22 protein-coding genes are annotated in these 21,785 nt (G+C 45.0%); 8 read left to right on the forward strand and 14 right to left on the reverse strand.

The features are described from left to right. Positions 1-14 precede the first annotated feature (14 nt). The 8 genes from KQP93_RS16010 to KQP93_RS16045 form a co-directional block, all read right to left on the reverse strand. Positions 15-428 carry an OsmC family protein gene (locus KQP93_RS16010; protein WP_055020887.1) on the reverse strand — a complete coding sequence of 138 codons (414 nt, stop codon included), beginning with the start codon at positions 426-428 and terminating at the stop codon, positions 15-17. 144 nt (positions 429-572) lie between these two features. Beyond that, positions 573-920, reverse strand: coding sequence for a DUF3802 family protein (locus KQP93_RS16015; RefSeq protein WP_217875191.1), 348 nt, complete (start codon positions 918-920; stop codon positions 573-575). Between the two features lie 128 nt (positions 921-1,048). Further along, on the reverse strand, positions 1,049-2,518 hold the full coding sequence (gene astD, locus KQP93_RS16020) for a succinylglutamate-semialdehyde dehydrogenase (protein ID WP_062566651.1): 1,470 nt from the start codon (positions 2,516-2,518) through the stop codon (positions 1,049-1,051). 18 nt (positions 2,519-2,536) lie between these two features. Beyond that, a complete protein-coding gene (astA, locus tag KQP93_RS16025) occupies positions 2,537-3,553 on the reverse strand; it encodes an arginine N-succinyltransferase (protein ID WP_138602453.1) in 1,017 nt (338 codons plus the stop codon). A gap of 80 nt (positions 3,554-3,633) precedes the next feature. Continuing rightward, positions 3,634-4,839 (reverse strand): aspartate aminotransferase family protein, encoded by a 1,206-nt coding sequence (locus KQP93_RS16030; protein ID WP_054563477.1) that lies wholly within the window; start codon positions 4,837-4,839, stop codon positions 3,634-3,636. A 369-nt stretch (positions 4,840-5,208) separates the two neighbouring features. Next, a complete protein-coding gene (locus tag KQP93_RS16035; protein WP_058584015.1) occupies positions 5,209-6,369 on the reverse strand; it encodes an HDOD domain-containing protein in 1,161 nt (386 codons plus the stop codon). 48 nt (positions 6,370-6,417) lie between these two features. Beyond that, positions 6,418-6,996: an anthranilate synthase component II gene (locus tag KQP93_RS16040; RefSeq protein ID WP_054552416.1), complete on the reverse strand. Its 579-nt coding sequence runs from the start codon at positions 6,994-6,996 to the stop codon at positions 6,418-6,420. A 194-nt stretch (positions 6,997-7,190) separates the two neighbouring features. After that, positions 7,191-7,838, reverse strand: a complete 648-nt coding sequence (locus tag KQP93_RS16045; RefSeq protein WP_217875192.1) for a LexA family protein — start codon at positions 7,836-7,838, stop codon at positions 7,191-7,193. 117 nt (positions 7,839-7,955) lie between these two features. Here KQP93_RS16045 and KQP93_RS16050 point away from each other — a divergent pair, with 117 nt between their 5' ends. Genes KQP93_RS16050 through eexR form a run of 7 tightly spaced genes read left to right on the forward strand, consistent with a single transcriptional unit; the run spans position 7,956 to position 11,628 of the window. Then, positions 7,956-8,207, forward strand: coding sequence for a helix-turn-helix domain-containing protein (locus tag KQP93_RS16050; RefSeq protein ID WP_217875193.1), 252 nt, complete (start codon positions 7,956-7,958; stop codon positions 8,205-8,207). 55 nt (positions 8,208-8,262) lie between these two features. Beyond that, on the forward strand, positions 8,263-9,132 hold the full coding sequence (locus tag KQP93_RS16055) for a hypothetical protein (protein ID WP_217875194.1): 870 nt from the start codon (positions 8,263-8,265) through the stop codon (positions 9,130-9,132). Continuing rightward, a complete protein-coding gene (locus KQP93_RS16060; RefSeq protein ID WP_254907688.1) occupies positions 9,119-9,781 on the forward strand; it encodes a DUF6475 domain-containing protein in 663 nt (220 codons plus the stop codon). Before KQP93_RS16055 ends, KQP93_RS16060 begins: the two co-directional genes overlap by 14 nt. Continuing rightward, on the forward strand, positions 9,768-10,316 hold the full coding sequence (locus KQP93_RS16065; protein WP_217875195.1) for a lytic transglycosylase domain-containing protein: 549 nt from the start codon (positions 9,768-9,770) through the stop codon (positions 10,314-10,316). The genes KQP93_RS16060 and KQP93_RS16065 overlap by 14 nt, the downstream gene beginning before the upstream one ends. Beyond that, positions 10,313-10,612: a flagellar transcriptional regulator FlhD gene (locus KQP93_RS16070; RefSeq protein ID WP_217875196.1), complete on the forward strand. Its 300-nt coding sequence runs from the start codon at positions 10,313-10,315 to the stop codon at positions 10,610-10,612. Before KQP93_RS16065 ends, KQP93_RS16070 begins: the two co-directional genes overlap by 4 nt. Continuing rightward, entirely contained in the window at positions 10,609-11,142 is a 534-nt protein-coding gene (locus tag KQP93_RS16075) for a FlhC family transcriptional regulator (protein ID WP_000566753.1), read from the forward strand. The genes KQP93_RS16070 and KQP93_RS16075 overlap by 4 nt, the downstream gene beginning before the upstream one ends. Positions 11,143-11,196: 54 nt before the next feature. Continuing rightward, positions 11,197-11,628 carry an entry exclusion protein EexR gene (gene eexR, locus KQP93_RS16080; RefSeq protein WP_217876807.1) on the forward strand — a complete coding sequence of 144 codons (432 nt, stop codon included), beginning with the start codon at positions 11,197-11,199 and terminating at the stop codon, positions 11,626-11,628. A 30-nt stretch (positions 11,629-11,658) separates the two neighbouring features. Here eexR and KQP93_RS16085 read toward each other — a convergent pair whose 3' ends face one another. The 6 genes from KQP93_RS16085 to KQP93_RS21505 all read right to left on the reverse strand — a co-directional run bounded on the left by KQP93_RS16085 (position 11,659) and on the right by KQP93_RS21505 (position 19,571). Beyond that, positions 11,659-15,228, reverse strand: a complete 3,570-nt coding sequence (locus KQP93_RS16085) for a conjugal transfer protein TraG N-terminal domain-containing protein (RefSeq protein ID WP_217875197.1) — start codon at positions 15,226-15,228, stop codon at positions 11,659-11,661. A 3-nt stretch (positions 15,229-15,231) separates the two neighbouring features. After that, positions 15,232-16,620 carry a conjugal transfer protein TraH gene (locus KQP93_RS16090; protein ID WP_105934050.1) on the reverse strand — a complete coding sequence of 463 codons (1,389 nt, stop codon included), beginning with the start codon at positions 16,618-16,620 and terminating at the stop codon, positions 15,232-15,234. Between the two features lie 2 nt (positions 16,621-16,622). Further along, the gene (locus KQP93_RS16095) at positions 16,623-17,567 is read right to left on the reverse strand and encodes a thioredoxin family protein (protein ID WP_217875198.1); all 945 of its coding nucleotides are present in this window, start codon (positions 17,565-17,567) and stop codon (positions 16,623-16,625) included. 240 nt (positions 17,568-17,807) lie between these two features. Further along, positions 17,808-18,305: a 5-methylcytosine restriction system specificity protein McrC gene (locus KQP93_RS16100; protein ID WP_440590081.1), complete on the reverse strand. Its 498-nt coding sequence runs from the start codon at positions 18,303-18,305 to the stop codon at positions 17,808-17,810. Between the two features lie 247 nt (positions 18,306-18,552). Continuing rightward, positions 18,553-19,143 (reverse strand): zinc-dependent alcohol dehydrogenase family protein, encoded by a 591-nt coding sequence (locus KQP93_RS21500; protein WP_254907689.1) that lies wholly within the window; start codon positions 19,141-19,143, stop codon positions 18,553-18,555. Continuing rightward, the gene (locus KQP93_RS21505; RefSeq protein ID WP_254907690.1) at positions 19,140-19,571 is read right to left on the reverse strand and encodes an alcohol dehydrogenase catalytic domain-containing protein; all 432 of its coding nucleotides are present in this window, start codon (positions 19,569-19,571) and stop codon (positions 19,140-19,142) included. The genes KQP93_RS21500 and KQP93_RS21505 overlap by 4 nt, the downstream gene beginning before the upstream one ends. A gap of 211 nt (positions 19,572-19,782) precedes the next feature. Here KQP93_RS21505 and KQP93_RS16110 point away from each other — a divergent pair, with 211 nt between their 5' ends. Then, on the forward strand, positions 19,783-21,771 hold the full coding sequence (locus tag KQP93_RS16110; protein WP_217875199.1) for an oleate hydratase: 1,989 nt from the start codon (positions 19,783-19,785) through the stop codon (positions 21,769-21,771). Positions 21,772-21,785: the final 14 nt, after the last annotated feature.

Raw genomic sequence — 21,785 nt, forward strand, 5'->3', positions numbered from 1 at the left:
GCTCGGAAAAAGCGTTATTTTACCTGTTCTTGCACAACTTCATGACTATGCGTAATTTCTACTGTCTTATCAAGCATTAAGGCTACAGAACAATACTTTTCAGCAGATAATTGTACCGCTCTTGCAAGGTGCTTTTCAGAGACATTATCACCGGTAACCACAAAGTGTAGATTAATCTTGGTAAACACGCGAGGTGCTGACTCAGCACGCTCTGCAGATAGCTTAACTTGCACATCAGAAAATGACTGTTTTGCTTTTTTTAAAATACTAACAACATCAACAGATGAACAACAGCCCGCTGACATTAAAACCATTTCCATTGGGCTTGGCGCAGCGCTATCGCTACCTGCATCAAAAACTACATTGTGACCTGAATTTGAAAGGCCAATAAACGTATCACCTTCTACCCATTTTACATTCGCTTGCATGTGCTTTATCTCTTAAAGTTATTTTGCTTGATTGTAAGCAAGTCACACACAGATGCAAGGGATAAGAGGTGAGCTTTAAAGGAAAGCGAGTTGCTACTTTGAGCTGCTCGCTTAAAGACTAGAAATTATGTTGTGCTTTATAAATTATGCACTTTCGACAACAGCACTATCGAATAAGTTTTTCACCAATCCGGCAAACTCATCAATAAACGCGTGTTGTTCAACGGTTACTGTGTGATGTGTAACGCTGCTTAGCACTTCTTGTAAGTCATATACGATACCGTCGACTTCGCGAACAATTTGGCTGCGTTGTTCAGTATTAAGCTCTGTGTGTTGCTCGCAAAGTAACATGACATTTTCTGCTATCACGTCTTCAATCAGCTCTAACACAGTTGGAGCCCCTGGTTTAATTTGACCCGGCTTCTCAAAAAGCGCTAAATTTTGAGTGAGATACATGACAAGATCATCATACCCTTGCCTATCTAAAACCATACGACTGCACACCTAATAAAAAACTACCTCTTTAGATTTAAGCAGAAAGCGCTTTTAATTGCTACCCTTGCCACCTATCTCATACAAAAAAAGCAGCCGAAGCTGCTTTTTATAGTAATTTACGATTATTAATCGATTTTTAAGCCTGGGCTTAATGTCGCTGGCATTGCTACTTTTTCAAGCTCTACCGAAGCGACAGGGTATGCACAATAGTCAGCAGCATAATATGCGCTTGCTCTGTGATTACCTGATGCACCAATACCACCAAATGGTGCTGCACTTGATGCACCTGTGATAGGACGGTTCCAGTTTACGATACCCGCACGAATACGACGTAGGAAATGGTCGTAATCTGCTGCGCTGTCGCTTAATAAACCAGCTGATAAACCAAAGCTTGTGTCATTCGCTTTATCAATAGCGGCATCAAAATCAGTGAAGCGGAATACTTTAAGAAGTGGTCCAAAGTGTTCTTCGTCTGGGAAGTTAGCGACATTCGTACACTCTAAAATACCCGGTGTTACAAAGCCGGTATTTTCTTTATGCGTTAGCTCAACTAACACTTCAGCGCCAAGCTCAACAAGTTGCTGTTGTGCTGTGACCATACCAGCTGCTGCTGCCGAAGAAATCATTGACCCGATGAAAGGTTGCTCTTCTGCATCGTAGTCACCTACTTTAATAGCTTTAGTTGCTTTAATAAGACCCGCTAAGATGGCATCACCTTGCTCGCCTGCAGGTAAGAATAACTTACGCGCACACGTACAACGTTGACCTGTAGAGATAAACGCTGATTGAATAATATCGTGGATAGCCGCTTTAGTGTCAGCAACATCAGTAACGATAAGCGGGTTATTACCACCCATTTCTAAGGCTAAGATTTTACCCGGCTGACCAGCAAACTGTTCATGTAAAATATGACCAGTGCGCGAAGAGCCAGTAAAGAATAAACCGTCGATCCCTTTATGAGATGCAAGCGCTTTACCCGTTTCTACTTCACCTTGCACAAGGTTGATAACACCTGCAGGGAGACCCGCCTTTTGCCATAACTTTAACGTTAACTCAGCAACTGCTGGCGTTAGCTCAGACGGTTTAAATACCACGGTATTGCCTGCTAATAGTGCAGGTACAATGTGACCATTTGGTAAGTGACCTGGGAAGTTATAAGGGCCAAACACCGCTACAACGCCATGCGGCTTGTGGCGGATCATCGCGCGACCTTGTGGCATTGGGTTTTCAACATCGCCTGTACGCTCTAAAAATGCTTTTTCAGAGATGGCAATTTTACCCACCATAGCACCTGCTTCAGTGCGTGTTTCCCAAAGTGGTTTACCGGTTTCTTGTGCGATAGCAATCGCTAATTCTTCGCTGTGCTCTTTAAGCGTTTCTGCGAATGTTTTTACAATCGCTAAACGCTCTGCAAATGTTTTATCAGCCCAGCTGTAAAACGCTTCACGTGCAGCAGCGACTGCGCCGTCTACTTGTTCGGCTGTAGCAGTGTTTGCTTGCCAGATTACATCGTTATTTGCTGGGTTTACAGATTGAAAAGTATGACCAAGGCCTGCTTGCCATTGACCATTAATAAATTGCGCTGCATGAGTCATTAATATGTCTCCTGAATTCTATAGTTCTGCAAGTGATACTGAATCACCCGCTTCTAAGTGAAGTGCTTTTGCTAATTCACTTGAGATTGTGATGCTATCGGCATCGCATGATAGGCTAACTTGAGTCACGGTTGCTCTAAAATCAGCAATTTTATCATTTGCTAACAATACCGTGGTGTCGCCTTGGCTTTCACCAATTTCAACTTTAACTGTGTGGGCATTTCTGACTGTAGCAATGTTATCTACTTTTGCTTCAACAGTTGGGCCTGCATCAAAAATGTCTACATAACCATTAAAGGTGAAACCTTCGCTCTTTAATAGTTCAATCGCAGGGCGTGTGTTGTCATGTACTTGACCAATCACAGCTTGAGCATCTTTGCTCAGTAAGTTGACGTAAATTGGGTATTTAGGCATTAACTCAGCAATAAATACTTTCTGGCCAATACCCGTTAAGTAATCTGCCGTTGGAAAGTCCATTGAGAAAAAGTGCTCTTCTAGCCATTGCCAGAATGGGCTTTCGCCGCTTTCGTCTGACACACCACGCATTTCAGCAATGACGGTGTCAGCAAAACGTTCTCTATGTTGATTAATAAACATAAAACGCGCTTTTGAAAGCAATTTACCGTTATTGTTTTTACGGTAGCCATCTTTTAAGAATAATGTGCATAGCTCAGTTGCACCGGTGTAATCATTACACAGAGTTAAAATATCAACGGCTTTATACACGTCTAGCGTACGAGATGAATGAATTACTTTGCTTAAATGATAATGATAAAAAGCATCATCTAAACCAACAGCGGCTTCAATACCCGAAGTCCCTACAACTTCTCCCGTTTCGCTATCTTCAAGAACAAACAAGTAACCTTCATCACCTGGCTGCTGCGCTGCTTTTGCAAATGAGCTGACAGAATGATCAATTTTCTTTTGTAATAACTCTTCATTATTAGGCAAAGACGTAAAGCCATGGCCTGACTCATCAGCAATCTTTACTAACGCTTGGTAATCGCTTTGCTGGATTGGGCGAAGGATCATCATAAGTCCGCTTGCTCCCTTATAAATAACGGTAAATTAAGAAATGTGGGCAAGCTTAGCTTGCCCTGAAATGACAGTTTCGTTTAGCCGTTAACGACTTTTGCAACTGCTTTTTCGAAACGAGCCATACCTTCGCGGATATCAGCTTCTGGAATTACAAGTGACGGAGTGAAACGAACAACATCAGCGCCAGCCACTAAAGACATTACGCCTTCTGCAGTACCAGCCACTAAAAACTCTTTTGCACGACCTTTGAATTGCTCTGTTACTACAGCACCAATTAATAGACCTTCGCCACGGATTTCAGTGAATACATTGTACTTTTCGTTAATCGCAGTTAATAACTCGCGGAATAACGCTGACTTTTCTTTAACGCCGTTAAGTACGTCTGGTGTATTTACTGTGTCGAATGCTGCTTCGGCTACTGCACACGCAAGAGGGTTACCACCGTAAGTAGAACCATGAGTACCTACTTTTAAGTGCTTAGCAATATCAGTTGTGGTGATCATCGCACCGATAGGGAAACCACCACCTAACGCTTTTGCAGTCGTTAAGATATCAGGAGTTACATTTAAACCTTGATAAGCATAAAGCTCACCCGTACGACCAACACCTGTTTGTACTTCATCAAAGATAAGTAGTGCATTGTGCTTTGTACATAACTCACGAACACCTTCAACAAACTCAGCAGTTGGCGAAATGATACCGCCTTCACCTTGTAGAGGCTCCATCATTACTGCACAAGTGCTGTCTGAGATAAGCGCTTCAAATGCTGCTAAATCGTTGTAGTCACAGTGAACGATATCACCAGGTTTTGGACCAAAACCATCAGAGTACGCAGCTTGACCGCCTACTGTTACTGTGAAGAAGGTACGGCCGTGGAAACCTTTGTTGAATGAGATAATCTGTGACTTTTGCTCACCAAAGTTATCAAGTGCAAAACGGCGTGCAAGTTTAAGTGCCGCTTCGTTAGCTTCTGCACCAGAGTTAGCAAAATATACTTTTTCAGCGAACGTTGCATCAGTTAGCTTTTTAGCTAAGCGAAGCGCTGGTTCATTAGTCATTACATTTGATAAGTGCCAAATTTTTTCGCCTTGCTCTTTTAATGCACTTACAAGAGCTGGGTGACAATGGCCAAGACAGTTAACAGCAATACCACCAGCAAAATCGATAAATTCGCGACCTTCTTGGTCCCATACGCGAGAGCCTTCGCCTCGAACTGGAATAACACTTGATGGTGCATAGTTAGGAACCATTACTTGATCAAATAATTCGCGATTGACTGTCATTTTATATCCTCATAATTGTAAGCACACTCAGAGTAAGGTGGCGCTCTAAAGCTAAACCAAGCCATTTTACTTAGCCGATTGAGCTTAGCGCAAAATCACCAAAATTACTCTTTGGTTCAATTTTCATTCATCCATTATTCCAGAAAATTTTCATCCTGTCTCTTAGAAAACTTTCATGTAACCCTTGAAAATAAAGGGCTTGAGATATTTTTTCATGGATAGTGAATAACTATTTGAAGGCTACTTTTTGTTCTAAATACTACAAAAAGGCGTACGGCTAGTGAGCCAAGCAGAGGCTAAAGAGAAAAAAATTGTCACTGCGGATTGATAAACAATGAATGAATAGTCGCAAAAAAATTAACAATTTTTTTAATTAATTTGAATATGAAAGCGATCAAAATTGCATTTTGCTAGCTGATCAAGCTCTTCTTTAGTGAAATCGAAGTGTGCAAACCAACGTTCGGTTTCGTCATTTTCGACCAATTGATGCTCATTTAAACTTAAATACTGAGCGTAACAACGGGCTTTTAAAATCACCTTAGTAAGTGGCAAGTATTCATCGTTTTTAGCTAAAGGTGTAGTTAACTGCTGCATCACCGCATTAAATGGCAAATACCTAAAGGCCATTTTCTCAATTACGGTCGCTGTTACCTTCATCGACTGCTTATTTAGCAAGGTGCTTAAAAATAAAGGATCCGGTTTTAGCTCTAATAAAGCTGTGTGTAAGTCTTTCTTTTGCTCATCACGGGCTTTCGTTACTTGGCGCTGCCAAACTAACTCAAAAATTCGAAGGTATATGCGCACTAGCGCTATCTTACCCACGTCGAGTAGCATACCTAAGGTAAACGCGTGCACCTCATTTACACCATTTAATTTAGCAAGTTCTTGAGCAGCAATGGCACACGCCATTGAGTTATCACGAAGTCGGCGCTTTAGTAGTGGAAATGGCTCTGTACTGTGTGGCATCCAATGGCGTACCGCAAAGGTTGGCACGACAAACTTTAAGTTATCTAAACCAATGTAGCGCAGCGCTAACAGTGGGTTATCGACTTGAACTGAAGTGTGTTTATTACGTTGTTTTCGATAGAAAGGTAAATTCACAAACGCAACGAGCTCACGACCTAACCAACTCAAATCTTTAACTAACGGTTCTAGTCGACCTACTGAGGCCGAACGCACAGCTAAAATATCTAAAATAGCAGGTACGCTATCTTGAATCCCTATAGTTTCATGAATTACTGAATCAATGTCTTCAAGCTGCTTATGCATGGCAGCCTCAATCACTTGGTGTAATTGCTTGCTCGCCTGTGCACGGTATTTATGGTGAGCTGTACTGCTCTTTTGACGTTTTTTCTCAGCAGCAACTTCTACTTCTAATAGAGTTCGCTGTTCCATTGATTCGCCATAATCAATTTCGAGGGTGTGAATATAGCCGATTTGGCGCTGTGCAAAACTGTGACCAAGCAAAAGATCGTGCGCGCGCTCATTAAGCACCATCGCAGTCCTTTGTTGTCGGTTTTCTTCGGTCATTTGCACAGGCGTATTGTCGGTCATATTTGTTAATTCACTAGCCTAAGGTTAGAAGCGAGTTAAAAAGTTAGCAAGTAATTCAAGCCCTTGTTGGGTCAAAATTGCTTCGGGGTGAAATTGCACTCCTTCAAGTGCTAAATCATTATGCATGATCCCCATAATTTCATCAAAATCAGAATTTTGTTCTGTCCATGCGGTAATAGTGAAGTCACTAGGCAGGCTTTGTTTATCCACCACTAAAGAATGGTAGCGGCATACCGTCAGCGGATTTGCCAAACCATTAAACACACCTTGATTGGTATGCTTAACTAACGACGTTTTACCATGCATCACTTGCTTTGCACGAATAACATCAGCACCTAGAGCCTGAGCAATAGTTTGGTGCCCCAAGCAAATACCAAGAATTGGCAACTGCCCTTTTAATTGTTCGACCACTTGCAAGGAAATACCCGCTTCGTTTGGTGAACATGGTCCAGGTGAGAGTACGATGTGCTCTGGGTTAAGTTGTTTAATCTCAGCAATGCTGATCTCATCGTTTCGTTTAACTAATACATCTTGGTCTAAGCGCTGAAAATATTGCACTAGGTTGTATGTAAACGAATCATAATTGTCGATCATAAGTAGCATACAGGCATTACCTCATTGTTTTAATTGTAAATTTTATCACAGCGATGGTAACCATACCCGCATTCATACCCGCAATTTCAATCAGTGCTTATTTACACACATATCAATAAAAATTTAAAAACCGGAGTCCAACATTGAGCTACAACCGGTTCGCTCAGAATCAGAGTTCAAGGACAAAACTTACTAGGGCCATACTACCAGAAATCGATGATAGCTTGTCGTACTACACCGATGATGGTGCAGTTGCCGTTGATCGGTATTGCCGGGTATTGCGGGTTCAAAGGTTTTAGATACTTCTGTTCACCATCAATAACCAACTGCTTAAAGGTTGCTTCTTTCGAATCATCCAAACGCGCAACAACCAATGAACCTGAAGAGTAAGGTAACTCAGGATCAACAACGATCACTGCTCCCTCAGGTATGGATTTTTTTCCGCTTGGATTTTCCATACTGTCGCCTTTTACGCGAAGTGCGAAACAACCCTCATGTGCTTTCCCAGTGACGTCACGCCACTCCTCAGCATCTTCATGGGCAAATCCCTCCGCTATTTCAGTCCAATCACCGGCCTGAACCCAGTTAATGAGAGGAATTCTTCCCTTAATATCAGGCCCGACTTCTACATTACCGCCCCCCAAGCCAATCTCGCCATCACCTGTGGCGAGCCAATGAGCATTCACGCGAAGCGCCTCCGCGATCTGCATGGTGTAACGAGACCTAGCCGATTTACCAGAGCAAATCTGGCTGATCGACTGCTGTTTAATACCAATGCGACGAGCCAACTCAGACTGAGTCACCCCAGTAAGCTGCAAGGCATGGTTTAGTCGTTCGGATAAAGTTTTCATAAGCCCGTATTCTACAAATAAAACTGTAGCCTTTCAACAATTTTAACTGTTGACTTAACTACAGTTTAAACTGTAACATTCAATCTTGTAACAGTTATTATTGTAACAGGAGACGGTATGGAAGTGTTCAACACGACACAAAAACATCTCCGCCGTACCATTGACTTGGTCGGCGGGCAATCAGCATTAGCACGAGCCATCAACTCAAAGCAGCAAAACGTCTGGTTTTGGTTGAATAAATCAGGGCGTGTTCCCGCTGAATTCGTTTTACCCATCGAACAAGCTACGCAAGGACAGGTAACCCGATCTCAGTTAAGACCGGACATCTACCCCGAATGCCCAAGCGAGCTGAAAGCTAGTAACCAGTAGGATTAAGGGCAAGTAATGGTCAGCATTTTACGTAAACACAAAAGCGAGTTCTTCCATGCGTGATTATGGCAAGATCTACACCCGCTTTTGGCTAAAGCAAAACGTTTTGTCCTGGAGTGACTCAGCGAAGTTGCTAGGACTGTATTTGCTTACATACCCACACTGTAATTTGCTTGGCTGCTTTCGATTGCCGATTGGTTACGTTGCTTCTGACTTGAACTGGGATGAGCAACAAGTTGCTAAAGCTTTAAGTGAGTTAGAACAAGATAAGTTCCTGATTCGTTGCGAGGAATCCGGTTGGACTTTGATTCGGAGCTTTCTTAAGCACAACCCAATCGAAAACCCAAACCAAGGTAAAGCAGCCTTTCGGTTGCTTAAAGATGTACCTGCCGACTTCGTTGGAATGGCATCGCTTTTGAAGTCACTTGCCGCTTTCCAAGCTCGGCTTCCAGAAGAATTTTCATCATTGTTTATGCCTGATGGCAACCCGGTAAGGGACTCTCAACGGTCGGATGACTCTGAGAGAAGCAATAAACCAACAGTTAAAACTGTTGCCCACATACAGTTTGAAGACTTTTGGGATGTACAAATACGCAAAGAAAAGAAAGCGAAAGCTAAAGAAGAATGGCTACGCATGGGCCTCAATGAAGACCATGAACTCGCTTTGGAAGTGCTAACACGCTGGAAAGAGCAACGTGACAACCGATTGCAGTATCAAGATCGGACTAAGACCCCTATGCCACATAACTGGCTTTTAAACCGGCAATGGGAAGACGAGTACGTTCGCATTGATGAAGTACAGCAATCATCGACGAGCCTAAAGGGCAGCAATCACCAATTGAATATTGAAGAAAGCAATCGTCGCATCGCTGAAAGCTGGGCCGGACCAGGTATTCGGGAGGTTCGCTCAAGTGCAGGAGGTTAATAAACGCGAGTTTGCTGAAGTTTGGGGAGCTGCTTGGGCCATGTATGGCAAAAGCGTATCACCGCAATTGCTATCCATCGCATTTGAAGCGCTTCGTGCTTATAGCATTGAAGAAGTGCGAATCGGTCTGACTCGGCATATTCAATCACCGGATACTGGGCAATTTTTTCCAAAGCCCGCTGACGTCATCAAGCATATCGATGGCAACTCGGGTTCAAGAGCCATGGTTGCTTGGAACAAAGTTGACAAGGCTGTTCGTCAGGTTGGCGCTTGGACATCCGTGATGTTTGACGATGCACTTATCCACCGCGTGATTTCAGACATGGGGGGATGGGTTGAACTCTGCAAAGTTGATGACAGGGAATACCTCTTTAAGCAAAAAGAGTTTTTAACACGCTACCAGGCTTATTTGCTGCGGGACGAAGTGGGTGAATACCCAAGGCTATTACAGGGTATTGCAGACCATCAGAACCAGCAAAAAGGATTTGATATGCAAGCGCCTGTTGCCGTGGGTGACTGGTCAAAAGCGGCACAAGTATACACGAGAGGCATCGCCAGTTTTAGAGCAGTGCCTTTAAAAAGAATAAGCCCGAAAGCCATTCAGGCGCTTCTCGGAAATCAATTAGAGGACAAAAATGAAAACGATTAAAGCAAAAACCGTTGCCCTAGTGATAGCAATGTCCGCAAGCACTTCAGTCTATGCGTTTCCGGGCTATCACTGGGAAAAAGCAGCACAAAGTGTTGGTATTGATCCAGTCATGCTCTACGCCGTTGCCTTGGCTGAGTCAGCCTCACATCGAGGTCTTAACATGACCAGTCCATGGCCATACGCAATTCGCAATGGTTCAAACGCAACCTACGCCAAATCTAAGACAGAAGCGGAGCAACTGTTAAACCAGGCACTTCAAGAGAGTGAAAAATACCAGCTCGATATTGGCCTTATGCAAATCAATTTGCATTGGCATGGGCATCGAGTGAGCTCAGCAGCAGAACTGCTAGACCCCATCACCAACCTTACTGTCGGCTCCAGTATTTTGGCCGAAGCAATCAAGTCTTCACCAAACGATTTAGAGCTTGGCATAGGCCGCTATCACAGTTGGAACGAAGAGCGTGCTCGCTGGTATGGGCAAAGAGTGCTTTCTATCTATCGCAATATTTTACATGAACTGGAGGTCCGTCAATGACAACCAATCTACAAGACTTCTATCAATTAAATTTGGCGTACCTACACGCAGCACGTGAATTAGCGCGAATTGATCCGCAAGAGGCGGTCTTGCGCTTTGGACTTACACGCGACGTGGTGGATGCACTGATTAATGCCGGTGTTGACGACCTGCAACGAGTGGCGACCTCATCATTCATGCTGTTTCAACCAAGGGGTAACCAAAGCCAACTGATTGAGATGGTGAAGAGCAAAGGCACAGGTATCCCAAGAATCGCTTATTTATTATCAACCCTAAACAACAAGGGGAATGCATGATTGATAACCTGTCCAAAAGTGAGCTGTTTACCCGAGCCTCGCTGCTTATTAAATACGGATTTCGAACAACCATTATCGCGCTCGATACAGGTTTGCCAATCCACATTATCAGAAGGCTGCACAAAGAAGTGACTGGCAAGTCACCTTGTCCTGGTCAATTGCCAGAATCTGATGCCATCGTTAAAAGCAGAAGAGCCTTAGTTGAAGGCTCCCTGCTGATGGCGCTTTATGTCAATATTGGTGGTGATAATGTCTACAAGCAATTAAATATCGATGCTTTGATGAAGGCTTACGATGCGTACTTGGTTGCAAGAGAAGAAGCAGATCTTCCAGCTGAGATCCCCTGGAAAAAACTGACCATCAATGAAGGTTGGGTTCTAGCTCGTGATTTAAGATCACAGCTTGCATCCTTACACCGGTGTCGATGCGGTAGTCTGTATTTGACGGTATCTCAACAGCGCATTCAGCTTAAATGTCCTGTGTGCGAGATTATGGCCGAGCAAACCACTAGAGCACTTTTTGAGAACTAACATGCTGATACATGATTTGATTGTGCATCGCCCGTGCACTTTGAGAGTACTATGATGACAAACTTACTTAAATCTTTACCAGCACGCTGCTGGGTTATTTCACTGGGGCTTTTTCTGGCGACTTTGGCTGCGGCTCATTTTTTTCCCTCAGAAATATTAACGGCATCTGCCAAGTTAGCGGCTCTGCCATTTCTGTTCTGCACCGTCGTTTTTTTCAGCTACTTGGGATTCAAAGCGACCTGCAACCCCATCGGCCTTATAGCCATCACCACTACGTTTTTAGCAATCGCATATTGGCAAGCGAGTTGGACAATGTTATGTGTCGGTTTAGCTTTCTTGGGCTTAAGCGGTCTAATCCGTTTGTTTCAAAGGCAACTGAAAGATACAGGTCGAGAACTAAGCCTGAGCGAAAAAAAATATTGGTACTGGGTAAACGAATTTGCAGATGGTCGCTCATCTATTCTCCCCAAAAAACCAAAAAAGTAGCCAGCCTACTACGCTGGCTACCTTCTATTTCTAGTTCCTTCCTGATGCCTGGTTATAGGCCCTAATATCGATCAAGCTGTTCTGAGCATAATCTCCCGCAAGGGATGCATTTGAGATCACCGCTATCTGCTTATCCACAAATGCTTTATCTTCTTCGGACACACTGTCAGGGATGTAAGCGCCACTCTCATCCTTTTGACGATACTCATTTAGCATTTGCTCCCTTAGGCCAAACATTTCAGGCGACCAACTCGATGAGTCTTCAGAGTTGAATACGCGCCCCGCCAAACCTTCATTGAAAGCTTGAGCGAACACTTGACTTTGAATCGGGGTCAATCCCATTCTCTGCCCTTCGCTGTATGCTTCCTTTTTAAAATCATCAGCATACTGCTCTAGGAACTCACCATATCGATTGTTAACTGCCGCACCGAATGCCCCCGCCAACATGGCTTCAGACTTAGTGCCCCAGTTTACTTCGGAAGCATACTGCGAACTCGATCCACTGTATGCATCATTAAACGCCGTCAATGGGTTTTCCAAAGAGGTTCCTGCATCAACGGCGGCTTTTAAGCCATCCCAGGTTGATTTGCTGGCCACCGTTGCATTGTGTAAGAAACCTCGTGAGCCAGGATCTTCAAGCGCTTGTTCTTTGTAACTCTCATAGTCTTCGCCAAAGTGATTCAAGGTGTGCAGTGCTGCATCAGTATGCTTGCCACTGAAATCACCAATAGCACTGGCGCTGTTGAAGAACATTTCAGCACCAGAGACTCCGCTATCATCAGCCATAATGCGTGATCGCCACTGAGATCCAGCTTCACTGTTTAGTCCAGATTGATAGGTACTTGTGTCAGAAGCTACGGCCTGCTGAGCTTGCTGCTGATGCGCATTCAACTGTCCATCTATACCAGACAGATTGGTTTGGTAAGCCGATTGAGCTGCGTTGAACTGAGTTTGAACTGTTGCCGCATCCTCGTAGCCGCCCAATACACCCGATTCAACTTGGCTTTGAATACCACCAAAAGTAGGTGCCATTGATGACAAGCCTTCATTAGAGCGCGGCTGTATCGAGCGTAAATCAGCTCCGGTAGCCATGGCCATAACCGTCATTGCAGCTTGATAATCATTGTCGCGTTCAGCGGGCGTTGAAGAGTTGCTATAGGTTAAAGACTCCATAGCTGCGGCTACATACGCCTGATTATCATCAGGTAGCAAGCGCTGATACATTGGAAGGTTTTCACGTAAACGGTTACCTGCTTCAACATGCTGGTTCATATAGCGACCTAAATAATCCATGACTTCAGGATTGTCCGCCGCTAATCGGGTTAACGTCGCACCATCAGTATTTCTTTGTCCTGATAGACTGTAGCTGGCCTGATCAAGCTCACTAAAGCGGTTTGATGCCGTGACAACGTCTTGTGCTGAACTCTGAAGTGACTGATAGTCTTGGTTAGACAAGGACATCTCAACGCCAGAACGTCTTGAATCTGAAAGGTCCTTTACCATCGCATCGCGATACTCTGCACGTCGTGAATCACTTGATGCCAAGCTTTGCATCTCCCCTGTGAGCGTATTTGCTGTCGTTGACCGAGAACTGCCCTCTGATGACTCAACTTGGCCACTAAAGTTACCACCTAAATCCAAGCCTGCTCGTAACCGTGATATTTTTGGTACACGAGATGAGTCTGGCTTATCCACTCCTGGTAAGTTGCCTTGTGGGGAGTCATTCCCTCCTGTACCAAGTAATCTTCCCAAGAACCCTTTATCTGCTACTTCTTTATCATCGGTATTTGTAATGGTTCCATCGCCACCGACCCTTAGGCCTCCCGATAGCACGCCCGATACCAAGCCACGTACAGCATCTTTTTTATCGTCTCCAAAACCATACCGAGTTTGCAGGTCATCAGTAACCTGATTAACAACGGCGCTAGATGCGGAGTTAGAAGAACCAATTTGACGTCCAACCGAGGACAGGTTGTCGTAACTTAGCTTTTCACCAAAAGTTCGACTCATAGTATTCCCAACCTGACGACTAAAGGCTTGGGTTGCCTGAGTCATGGATTCTTTTGCAGAGCCGACCATTGAACCCACTGCGTTTCCTACAGAGAAACTGCTTAGTAGGTTTGACGCGCCGGTCATAGCAGAACCCGTAAGGGCTGAATTTTGGAACATTGACTGTGATTGCATGACCGGGGCATTTTTCGCGACATCTGGACTTGCCATCTTTTCATCAATGGCATCACCGTTTTGAAGACGTCCAGCCAAGTGGGTTGCTGTTATTGCTGAGCCATACACGAGCATGAGCGAAATTGCCGGAACACTCGACGCCAACATGCCGCCAGTAGCTATCCAGGTTTGCAGCACTGAATCCATCTGCATCATCCCAGCAAAAGATGGCACTTCTGTACCTGCAAAGGCATCAAGCGCCGACATTTTCCCTGCAACGGTTAAATGAATATACAGGTTAATGATGGCCATGACAGGCATCCAAAGTTGAATCCAAAGCAGGATTAACAAGTACTTCCCAGCCATTCGCATCCCGATTTGGCCAAGGGCTATCACAAAGGCCATCAAAGGGGTGATGGCGTAAATGAAACCCTCAAAAAACGTCATCATCGGACGAACGATACTTTGGAACAGGGTCTGCTCTGCCGCCCATTGTGTATTGCGCTGCTCAATCGCTTGGTTAACCATAACGGCTGCGGTGAAAGCTTGATCATCCATATACTTGCCCGTCACGCTTTGCTCATAAATAGGCAAAAGCACTGACGCGGTCATGTACTCTTGGGTGTTAACCGAAGCCAAACCAAGGTTATTCAGTGCATTTCGGATCACGTCATCAGTGTCAGTGGCTGACGAAGTTCCCAATGAGGCTGACAGAACCTGTTTAAGCCTTGGAATGAAGGTTGATTCTGTCATGAGTTTCAGTTGGCTATAGGCATCGGTGCAGTCCAGATCGCTACTGCTACCACTGAGCATGATGCGTGTGCCATATATGCGCGAATCAAACCTAATCGCAGTCATCGGGTTAGGATCACTCAGCACCTGATCGAGGTTCTTTTGGCCGATGTCGATGCCAATCAAGGTGCATTCTTTGATGTAGTTAAACCACGATTGCTCGATATCTGAGCCACCGACACGATTTGCATCACCCAACCCAGAGCGATCCATCACCTGTTTTCTCACTTTAATCAGTGCCTGTAAACTGGATGCAAAGCCGTATTCCGTCATGGCGGGAGTTGAGAACGCCGTTTCAAACAATCGTGTGATTTGAAAGCCAACAGTCGAAATCGTACTGCCTGCGGCAGCAACACCGATGGGCACATTATCAACCACTCGAACTTGTCCCGTGTACGCATCCTCAATGCTCACTCGGGTACTGGGTCCAAACATGGTTGCAAAGACTAGCCATGAGACTAAAACGTACTGAAAGTTAATCCCACGACCACCTTGCATTAAGGCCTGAACAGAGACCATCAATACCCCAATGAGCAAGCCAATGCGAACCATTGAAGTAAAATCGCCTGTACCAGTGATCATCGCGACAGCATTCAGGACCTGTTCTAAAAAAGCCGAATCCCCGATGGAATAGATTTCCCACATTCTCTATTCCCCCAGTGCCGTAGATTTAACGGTGTAATAACGCTGCTTGCGAATGGTCTGAATCACCTGATTAAAATGCGCCAGCAATTCTTGCTCTGAACCGTATCTTCGCTGTAACGCGGCGTATTCCTCATTGATTTGGCGACGTGCACGTTCAAGGTCTTCAGTTAACAACTTCGCATAGGCATGATCTTCCACACCAGAGGTGCTTCTAGCAGCATTGAGCATGTCTTCAACCAATGCTCGGGCCATCTCAACAGCTATAAATGGCGCAGCTCTTGAAGCAAACGACCTTGCAGCCCCTTCATTTAATGCAGAAAGTGTTCGAATCATGCCGCCAATGCTTGCAGGAGCCGAGGTCATAAAAGCCTTTTCGGTGGTGCTAGCAGCTCCTGTATTTCGAGCAAACTTAAAAATAATGCCGTTACTAGAACCTGTACCAAGAAGTAAATTTTCTACCTGAGTTGATAACCCGGTTAGGGTCACGTTAGTGATTGTCGGATTTAGACAGCCGTCTTGTGTCACTGTGTCACATCGGTACATAGCGACGTTACCGCCATGAATGAGATGCTCAATAGTCACTTTATTGCCATTCAGTCTGGTCAGTTTTGGGGCTTTACCTTGACCATCAGCCGCATTCGCTAAATCACCAACGATGATCGAGCCCGTCACGGACATAACCGCTTCAAGAAAACGGTCATCCCCCGATGCAAACCAGCTTGATGCCGAGTGACGTTTCAGTGCTCGCCAAACCAAGTTGCCTTTAATCGTTTTGTTCACATCAGATGCCGCGACACTTGAAGCGTTCTCATAAGGGTTCTTACCATTGGATTCACTCCAACTGGTAAAAATGTCTCCAGCCCCTTTAAGTGAGCTCAACATGCTGGCTTCTGTTTGCCCCTTCTTACCAAAAGCAGCCAGGGTATCGTTCACGACTCCCTGAGCCATTTGACAGGAATTGCCAAAATATTCGTTCAACTGCTGGATTTTCTTTTGCAGAGTCTCCATGTGCTGGGAACATTTCTCACACATAGCACTGAGCGCCAATTGGAATGCGTACCCTTTGGCATTTGCCGCTACAGAGCGAAGTAATTGAACAAACTGATCCGCGTTAACAAATGACAAACTTCCAGCGAACATATCAATGCCGCCACAACCAGCTTGGAATGACGGAGGCACCATAGAGACGAGGTTCTCGTTCATGATTCTGTTACGGACAACAACGCTTCCACCAGATATAACGCCACGCCGCTGACTCTCGAATACACCAGGCGCAGTGGTGTTGGTCATTGAACCAAACAACTGATTCATCTCCTGTTGCAAGCTTGCTTGGCTCATAGATGAAAAACCAATCGCACAGGCGATTAGCGATACTTGGAATACTTTTTTCATCGTTATAACCCTCCTTGTGCACGCAGATAGCGAACAAGGAACTCAGGGTCCTGTAATATCTTCTCGTTAAGCTCTTGAGCTGACATCGCGAGTGAAACGCCGGGCTGAACAGGTCTGGTGGCATAGTAAGTTTGATCGTCAATCCAACCGGCTTGATGGGCTGCAAGAATGATTCGATTATTAAGCTCATCAAGGCTCATTGCGCCCTGGCCAATCGGAGTGATGACATTAGGCGGGTCTACTAAGAAGACCGCAGGAACAGTCGTAACGGACAACGATTGTGCTTGTCCTGAATCGACTTTGTAATTAGGAAATTCTCCACCCGGTAAAGGCAAGCCATCGACAGCAATAGCAAACACCTCGAAACCGTAGTTCGAAGCCATTGACTCGATGATAGGCGCTTGAGCGTGGCAGTAAGGGCAATCCGAACGATAGAAGAAGAACAAGCCAGCTCGTTTTGCTACCTCACCTAAAGCAACATCCCGTTGAGCGCCAGCTTCTCGATCCATCCGATTGGCAGCATAGGTTGCCAAGGGTCTGCGACTGATTTCATCCAAAACTGGATCGCCCATGACCACCTGCTGGCTAACATCAGCAAACTGTGAGCCCTTATCCATCATGACGCGCTGGAGATACAGATAGGCTCTGACGTTCTCATTCGTCGGCTCATCAATTGCCTTGTCCATGAACGACTGCATGTGCTCACGAAACCATGCGGCACTGAAGGGTTTTAGCTCTTCCTTTGTGGGCTCCATGACTCCAGATTCCGGCTTTATAGGCTCTTCAGACTCCGCTGGCTCAGGAATGACCTGATACCAAAACCAGCCTTCCTGAGCACGCTGATAGAATTGCCCATCACTAGCATAGGCGGGCATGATGAATAGAAAGAAAATAATGATTGGGATGGTCACCCATAGGATGAACCAAGGTAACAAAGGCGTTCTCATTGTCAGCTCCAGAAAATTTCATAGAGCTAACATGCTAAAGATCCCCATAAGAGCGATTGGCCAGATAGATGAAGGAATTGTGTGTGTTTCTGACTATAGGGAACTGTCAACCCAACTCAGCTGACTTGTCACTATCTCGATAATGCCTATGATATAAAACTGATACCCAACTCAATAAACAATCTCGACTTCAAAAAAATAACATTTCGTTGAACAATGGCCTTTCTCCACAAAAAAACGTCACCGATTAAAAACCTTAGAATAAAGGGCATTAATAAAAATGCTGTACTGCTCTTTCATTTTCCTATTAAAATCAATATACGTATCTTCAGGGATTTTTAGAAAAAGCACATGGAACGGTATCTCTTGTCCTTGCCGGTGAATAATATCTGAAATCACACCCTGTGTTTTTTCAAGGTTAAGTGAAGCCCATCGTTCTTCTGATATAGGGTAAATAAATCCACATCCCTTGATTGCGGCAACATTTCCATACTGCCCTATGTAAGTATGTAGCTGAAAAAGATCTTCACGCTTCACCCCAAATTGTGAATCAAATGCTTTATACTTCACATCAAATACGAATAAACTCTCATCGATTTCTATAACAAGATCAGGTTCAAGTTTTCTCATATAACCACTGAGAGCACCAGATGCTATTTGCTGACGTTGCTCGAACTTACCTAGCAGGCGTAGCCCATCTCGCTTGATGAGCTTACGAATGAAATATTCAAACAACATCGAAATATCGAAAAAGAAAGCACTCGAATCCTGCTGCGAATCAATCGTTTATACGGTCAAAGAATTTTAGAAATTGCCAGCTAACCAGAATGGCCATCGACCAGTGGAAGAAGCGCGTTATAGAACCATAACGCGCTTTAGAGTCATTCATCATTTTTGAGTACCCATACTAATCAAATATCGCCTTAGGCTACCTATCTGATATTAGTATGAGAATGCACATTTTCTTAAAATATTTTTCAGAAAGCTAAAACTCTATGCAAATTTTGCCGAAGTGCTTGCCGGACTCCTCATAACGGAACGCATCCGCTAATTCTTCCAGAGCAAAGGTTTTATCAATTACCGGCTTCACACCGTTAGCTTCTAAAGCACGCACAAAGTCTTTCTGGTTGTCACAGCTGCCAACAATTAAACCCTGTAACCGGGCTTGCTTAGCCATTAATTTAGCAGTTGGGACTTCACCTTCATTTCCGGTCAGCACACCAATTAACGCAATGTGCCCCGCTATCGCCACCGCATTGATAGATTGTGGCAAGGTGCCAGGACCGCCAACTTCAATCACATGGTCGACACCACGGCCATTGGTTAATTTACGAACCGTTTTGCCCCATTCTGGGTCTTCTTTGTAGTTAATCAGATGATCCGCTCCAAGCTCTTTATATTGTTGAAGTTTGTCATTAGAAGACGATGTAGCAAATACTGTTGCGCCCAGGCTCTTCGCTAACTGGCAGGCAAATACGGATACGCCACCACTGCCGAGCACCAATACCGTATTGCCCGGCTTAATGCCACCATCAACAACCAGAGCGCGCCAAGCCGTTAACCCCGCAGTCGTCAAAGTGGCTGATTCAGTATGACTATAACCCTTCGGCTGATGGGTAAAGAACTGAGTCGGACGCACCACAACTTCGCGAGCGTAGCCATCAATGCCATCACCGGCGTGTTGTGAAAGTCGCCCACTGGTGCCGGGCCACTTTGCCAGTAAGGGAAAAAGGTAGAAACAACATTGTCCCCTACCGCGAATTCTTCCACTCCTTCGCCAACGGCTTCAACAACACCTGCGCCATCAGACATCGGAATGCGCCCATCTTCCGTTGGAATAAAACCAGACGCTACGCCGTAGTCATGAAAGTTAAGCGAGCTTGCTTTAACTTTAACGCGAATTTCTCCCGGACCAGGCTGGCCAGGGTCTTCCATTTCGGTTACCTGAATATTATCCAGACCAAACGGTTTTTTGAGTCGTAGCGCTTTGATCTTCTTAGTCATGTTGGTAATCCTTTAACTAGAGTGTGTGTTCAATTGTAGTTCTTAAGAGGGGGATCGGATCAATTACACTGAACTTGCACAATATTGATCTACGACAAGCCAACCTTAAATATCAGGTCGAAATTCAAATATCAATTGACATCCAAAAATCATAAGCTACTCTTAAATTCAAGGTGTTTAGACATTCAGTCTAAAAAAAAGGAGATAGCTCATGGCCAACCCAAATATTCCAGGCTTCGAGGTTAGAAAAACTGCACCCGAGGGATTCGAGCACGAACCCGACGCAACTTCCGGTTACTGGCATCATCGACCACAAAACACGTTGCCCCCGCATGATTTCATCGGCCCCTATGCAAGACATCGCCCCTTACCTACCCCGGGCGTGGAAAAACGAAAAGCCTATATCGTTGGTGGTGGTATTGGTGGTCTGGCCGCTGCCTTTTACTTAATCCGGGATGCACATATGCCGCCAGAAAACATCACTATTCTGGAAGAAATGGCGGTCGAAGGTGGCTCCATGGACGGTTCTGGCAATCCGGAAGACGGTTATATCGTTCGCGGGGGCCGTGAAATGAACTGGAACTACGACACTCTGTGGGATATGTTTCAGGACGTACCCGCGGTCGAATTGCCTGAAGGATATTCAGTCCTCGATGAATACCGAATGGTTAACGACAACGACCCTAATTACTCGAAAGCCCGGTTAATGCATAACTGCGGAGAGATCATGGATTTCACCGACTTTGGTCTCTCGAAATCCCAGCAGCGTGAAATGTTACGGCTGCTCCTTAAACGCAAAGAAGAACTCGATGATATCACCATTGAGGAATACTTCAGCACAGGCTTTCTTGAAAGCAATTTTTGGTCGCTTTTCCGCAGTATGTTTGCCTTTAAGAACTGTCATAGCTTATTAGAAACTAAGCTCTATATGCATCGTTTCCTCGATTCCATTGACGGATTTGGTGACATGTCGGTTCTTGTCTTCCCGAAATACAACCAGTTCGATACTTTCATTAAACCGTTAGCTAATATGCTACGCGATAAAGGCGTAAAATTTCAGTTGAATACCCGCGTGTATGACCTCGAGATGACGGAGTCTAGCGGCAAAAAAACAGTTACGGGGATACTCTGTGCCGTAGCAGGCGAAGAGCAACGCATTGACGTAGCAGATGGCGACCTGGTCTTTGCACTCACCGGGTCAATGACAGAAAACACCGCCTATGGTGACATGAATACTGTGCCAGATTTGAAGGTAGACCGTCATGATCCAGGCGAGAACAGCGGTTGGAGCCTCTGGAAAAATCTTGCCGAAAAATCCCCCGTATTTGGTAAACCAGAGAAATTTTACGGTGACGTTGATCAATCGATATGGGAATCCGCAACGCTAACCTGTAAATCCTCTCCTCTGGTGGATAAATTGACGGAGCTTTCGGTCAACGATCCTTATTCAGGGCGAACAGTGACGGGTGGAATCATCACCTTCACCGATTCTAATTGGTTTCTGAGTGTCACCATCAACCGTCAGCCACATTTCCCGGGCCAACCTGAAGATACGTTGGTAGTTTGGGTATATGGCCTGCTGATGGACAAGGACGGAAATTTTGTGAAAAAACCTATGCCGCAATGCACAGGTAAAGAGATTCTCGCGGAACTCTGTCATCATCTCGGCATAGAAGACGAACTGGAAGCAGTTGCGGCCAGAACAAAAGTCCGCACCGCCCTCATGCCCTACATTACCGCTCAATTTATGAAACGTGCGGCCGGAGACCGACCTCAGCCAGTACCTGAAGGGTGTACCAATCTGGGTCTAGTCGGGCAATTCGTTGAGACTCGAAACGACATTATTTTTACTATGGAAACTTCCATTCGCACGGCACGTGTTGGAGTCTATAAGCTACTCAACATTCCTAAACAGGTACCGGATATTAGCCCAACACAATATGACATCCGAAACATGATTAAAGGTGCAAGGGCGATGAATAATGGTAAACCCTTTATGGGCGAACGTCTGTTACACTGGTTCCTCGATAAGACTTATTTTGCTCATATCCTACCCCCCTTACCAGATTCTGAGAGCTCTAAACATGAAATGCTGGCACAGGAAGTCGGAGAGATTTTGAGTAAAGGAAGCGAGGCAGTCAAAGGGGTTGGAGCTTGGATTACCAAGCTTCGCGGCAGCTTTTCTAATAAAGATAAGTAAACAAAACGATAACG

The sequence above is a fragment of the Pseudoalteromonas shioyasakiensis genome (assembly GCF_019134595.1).
Classification (GTDB): Bacteria; Pseudomonadota; Gammaproteobacteria; order Enterobacterales; family Alteromonadaceae; genus Pseudoalteromonas; species Pseudoalteromonas shioyasakiensis_A.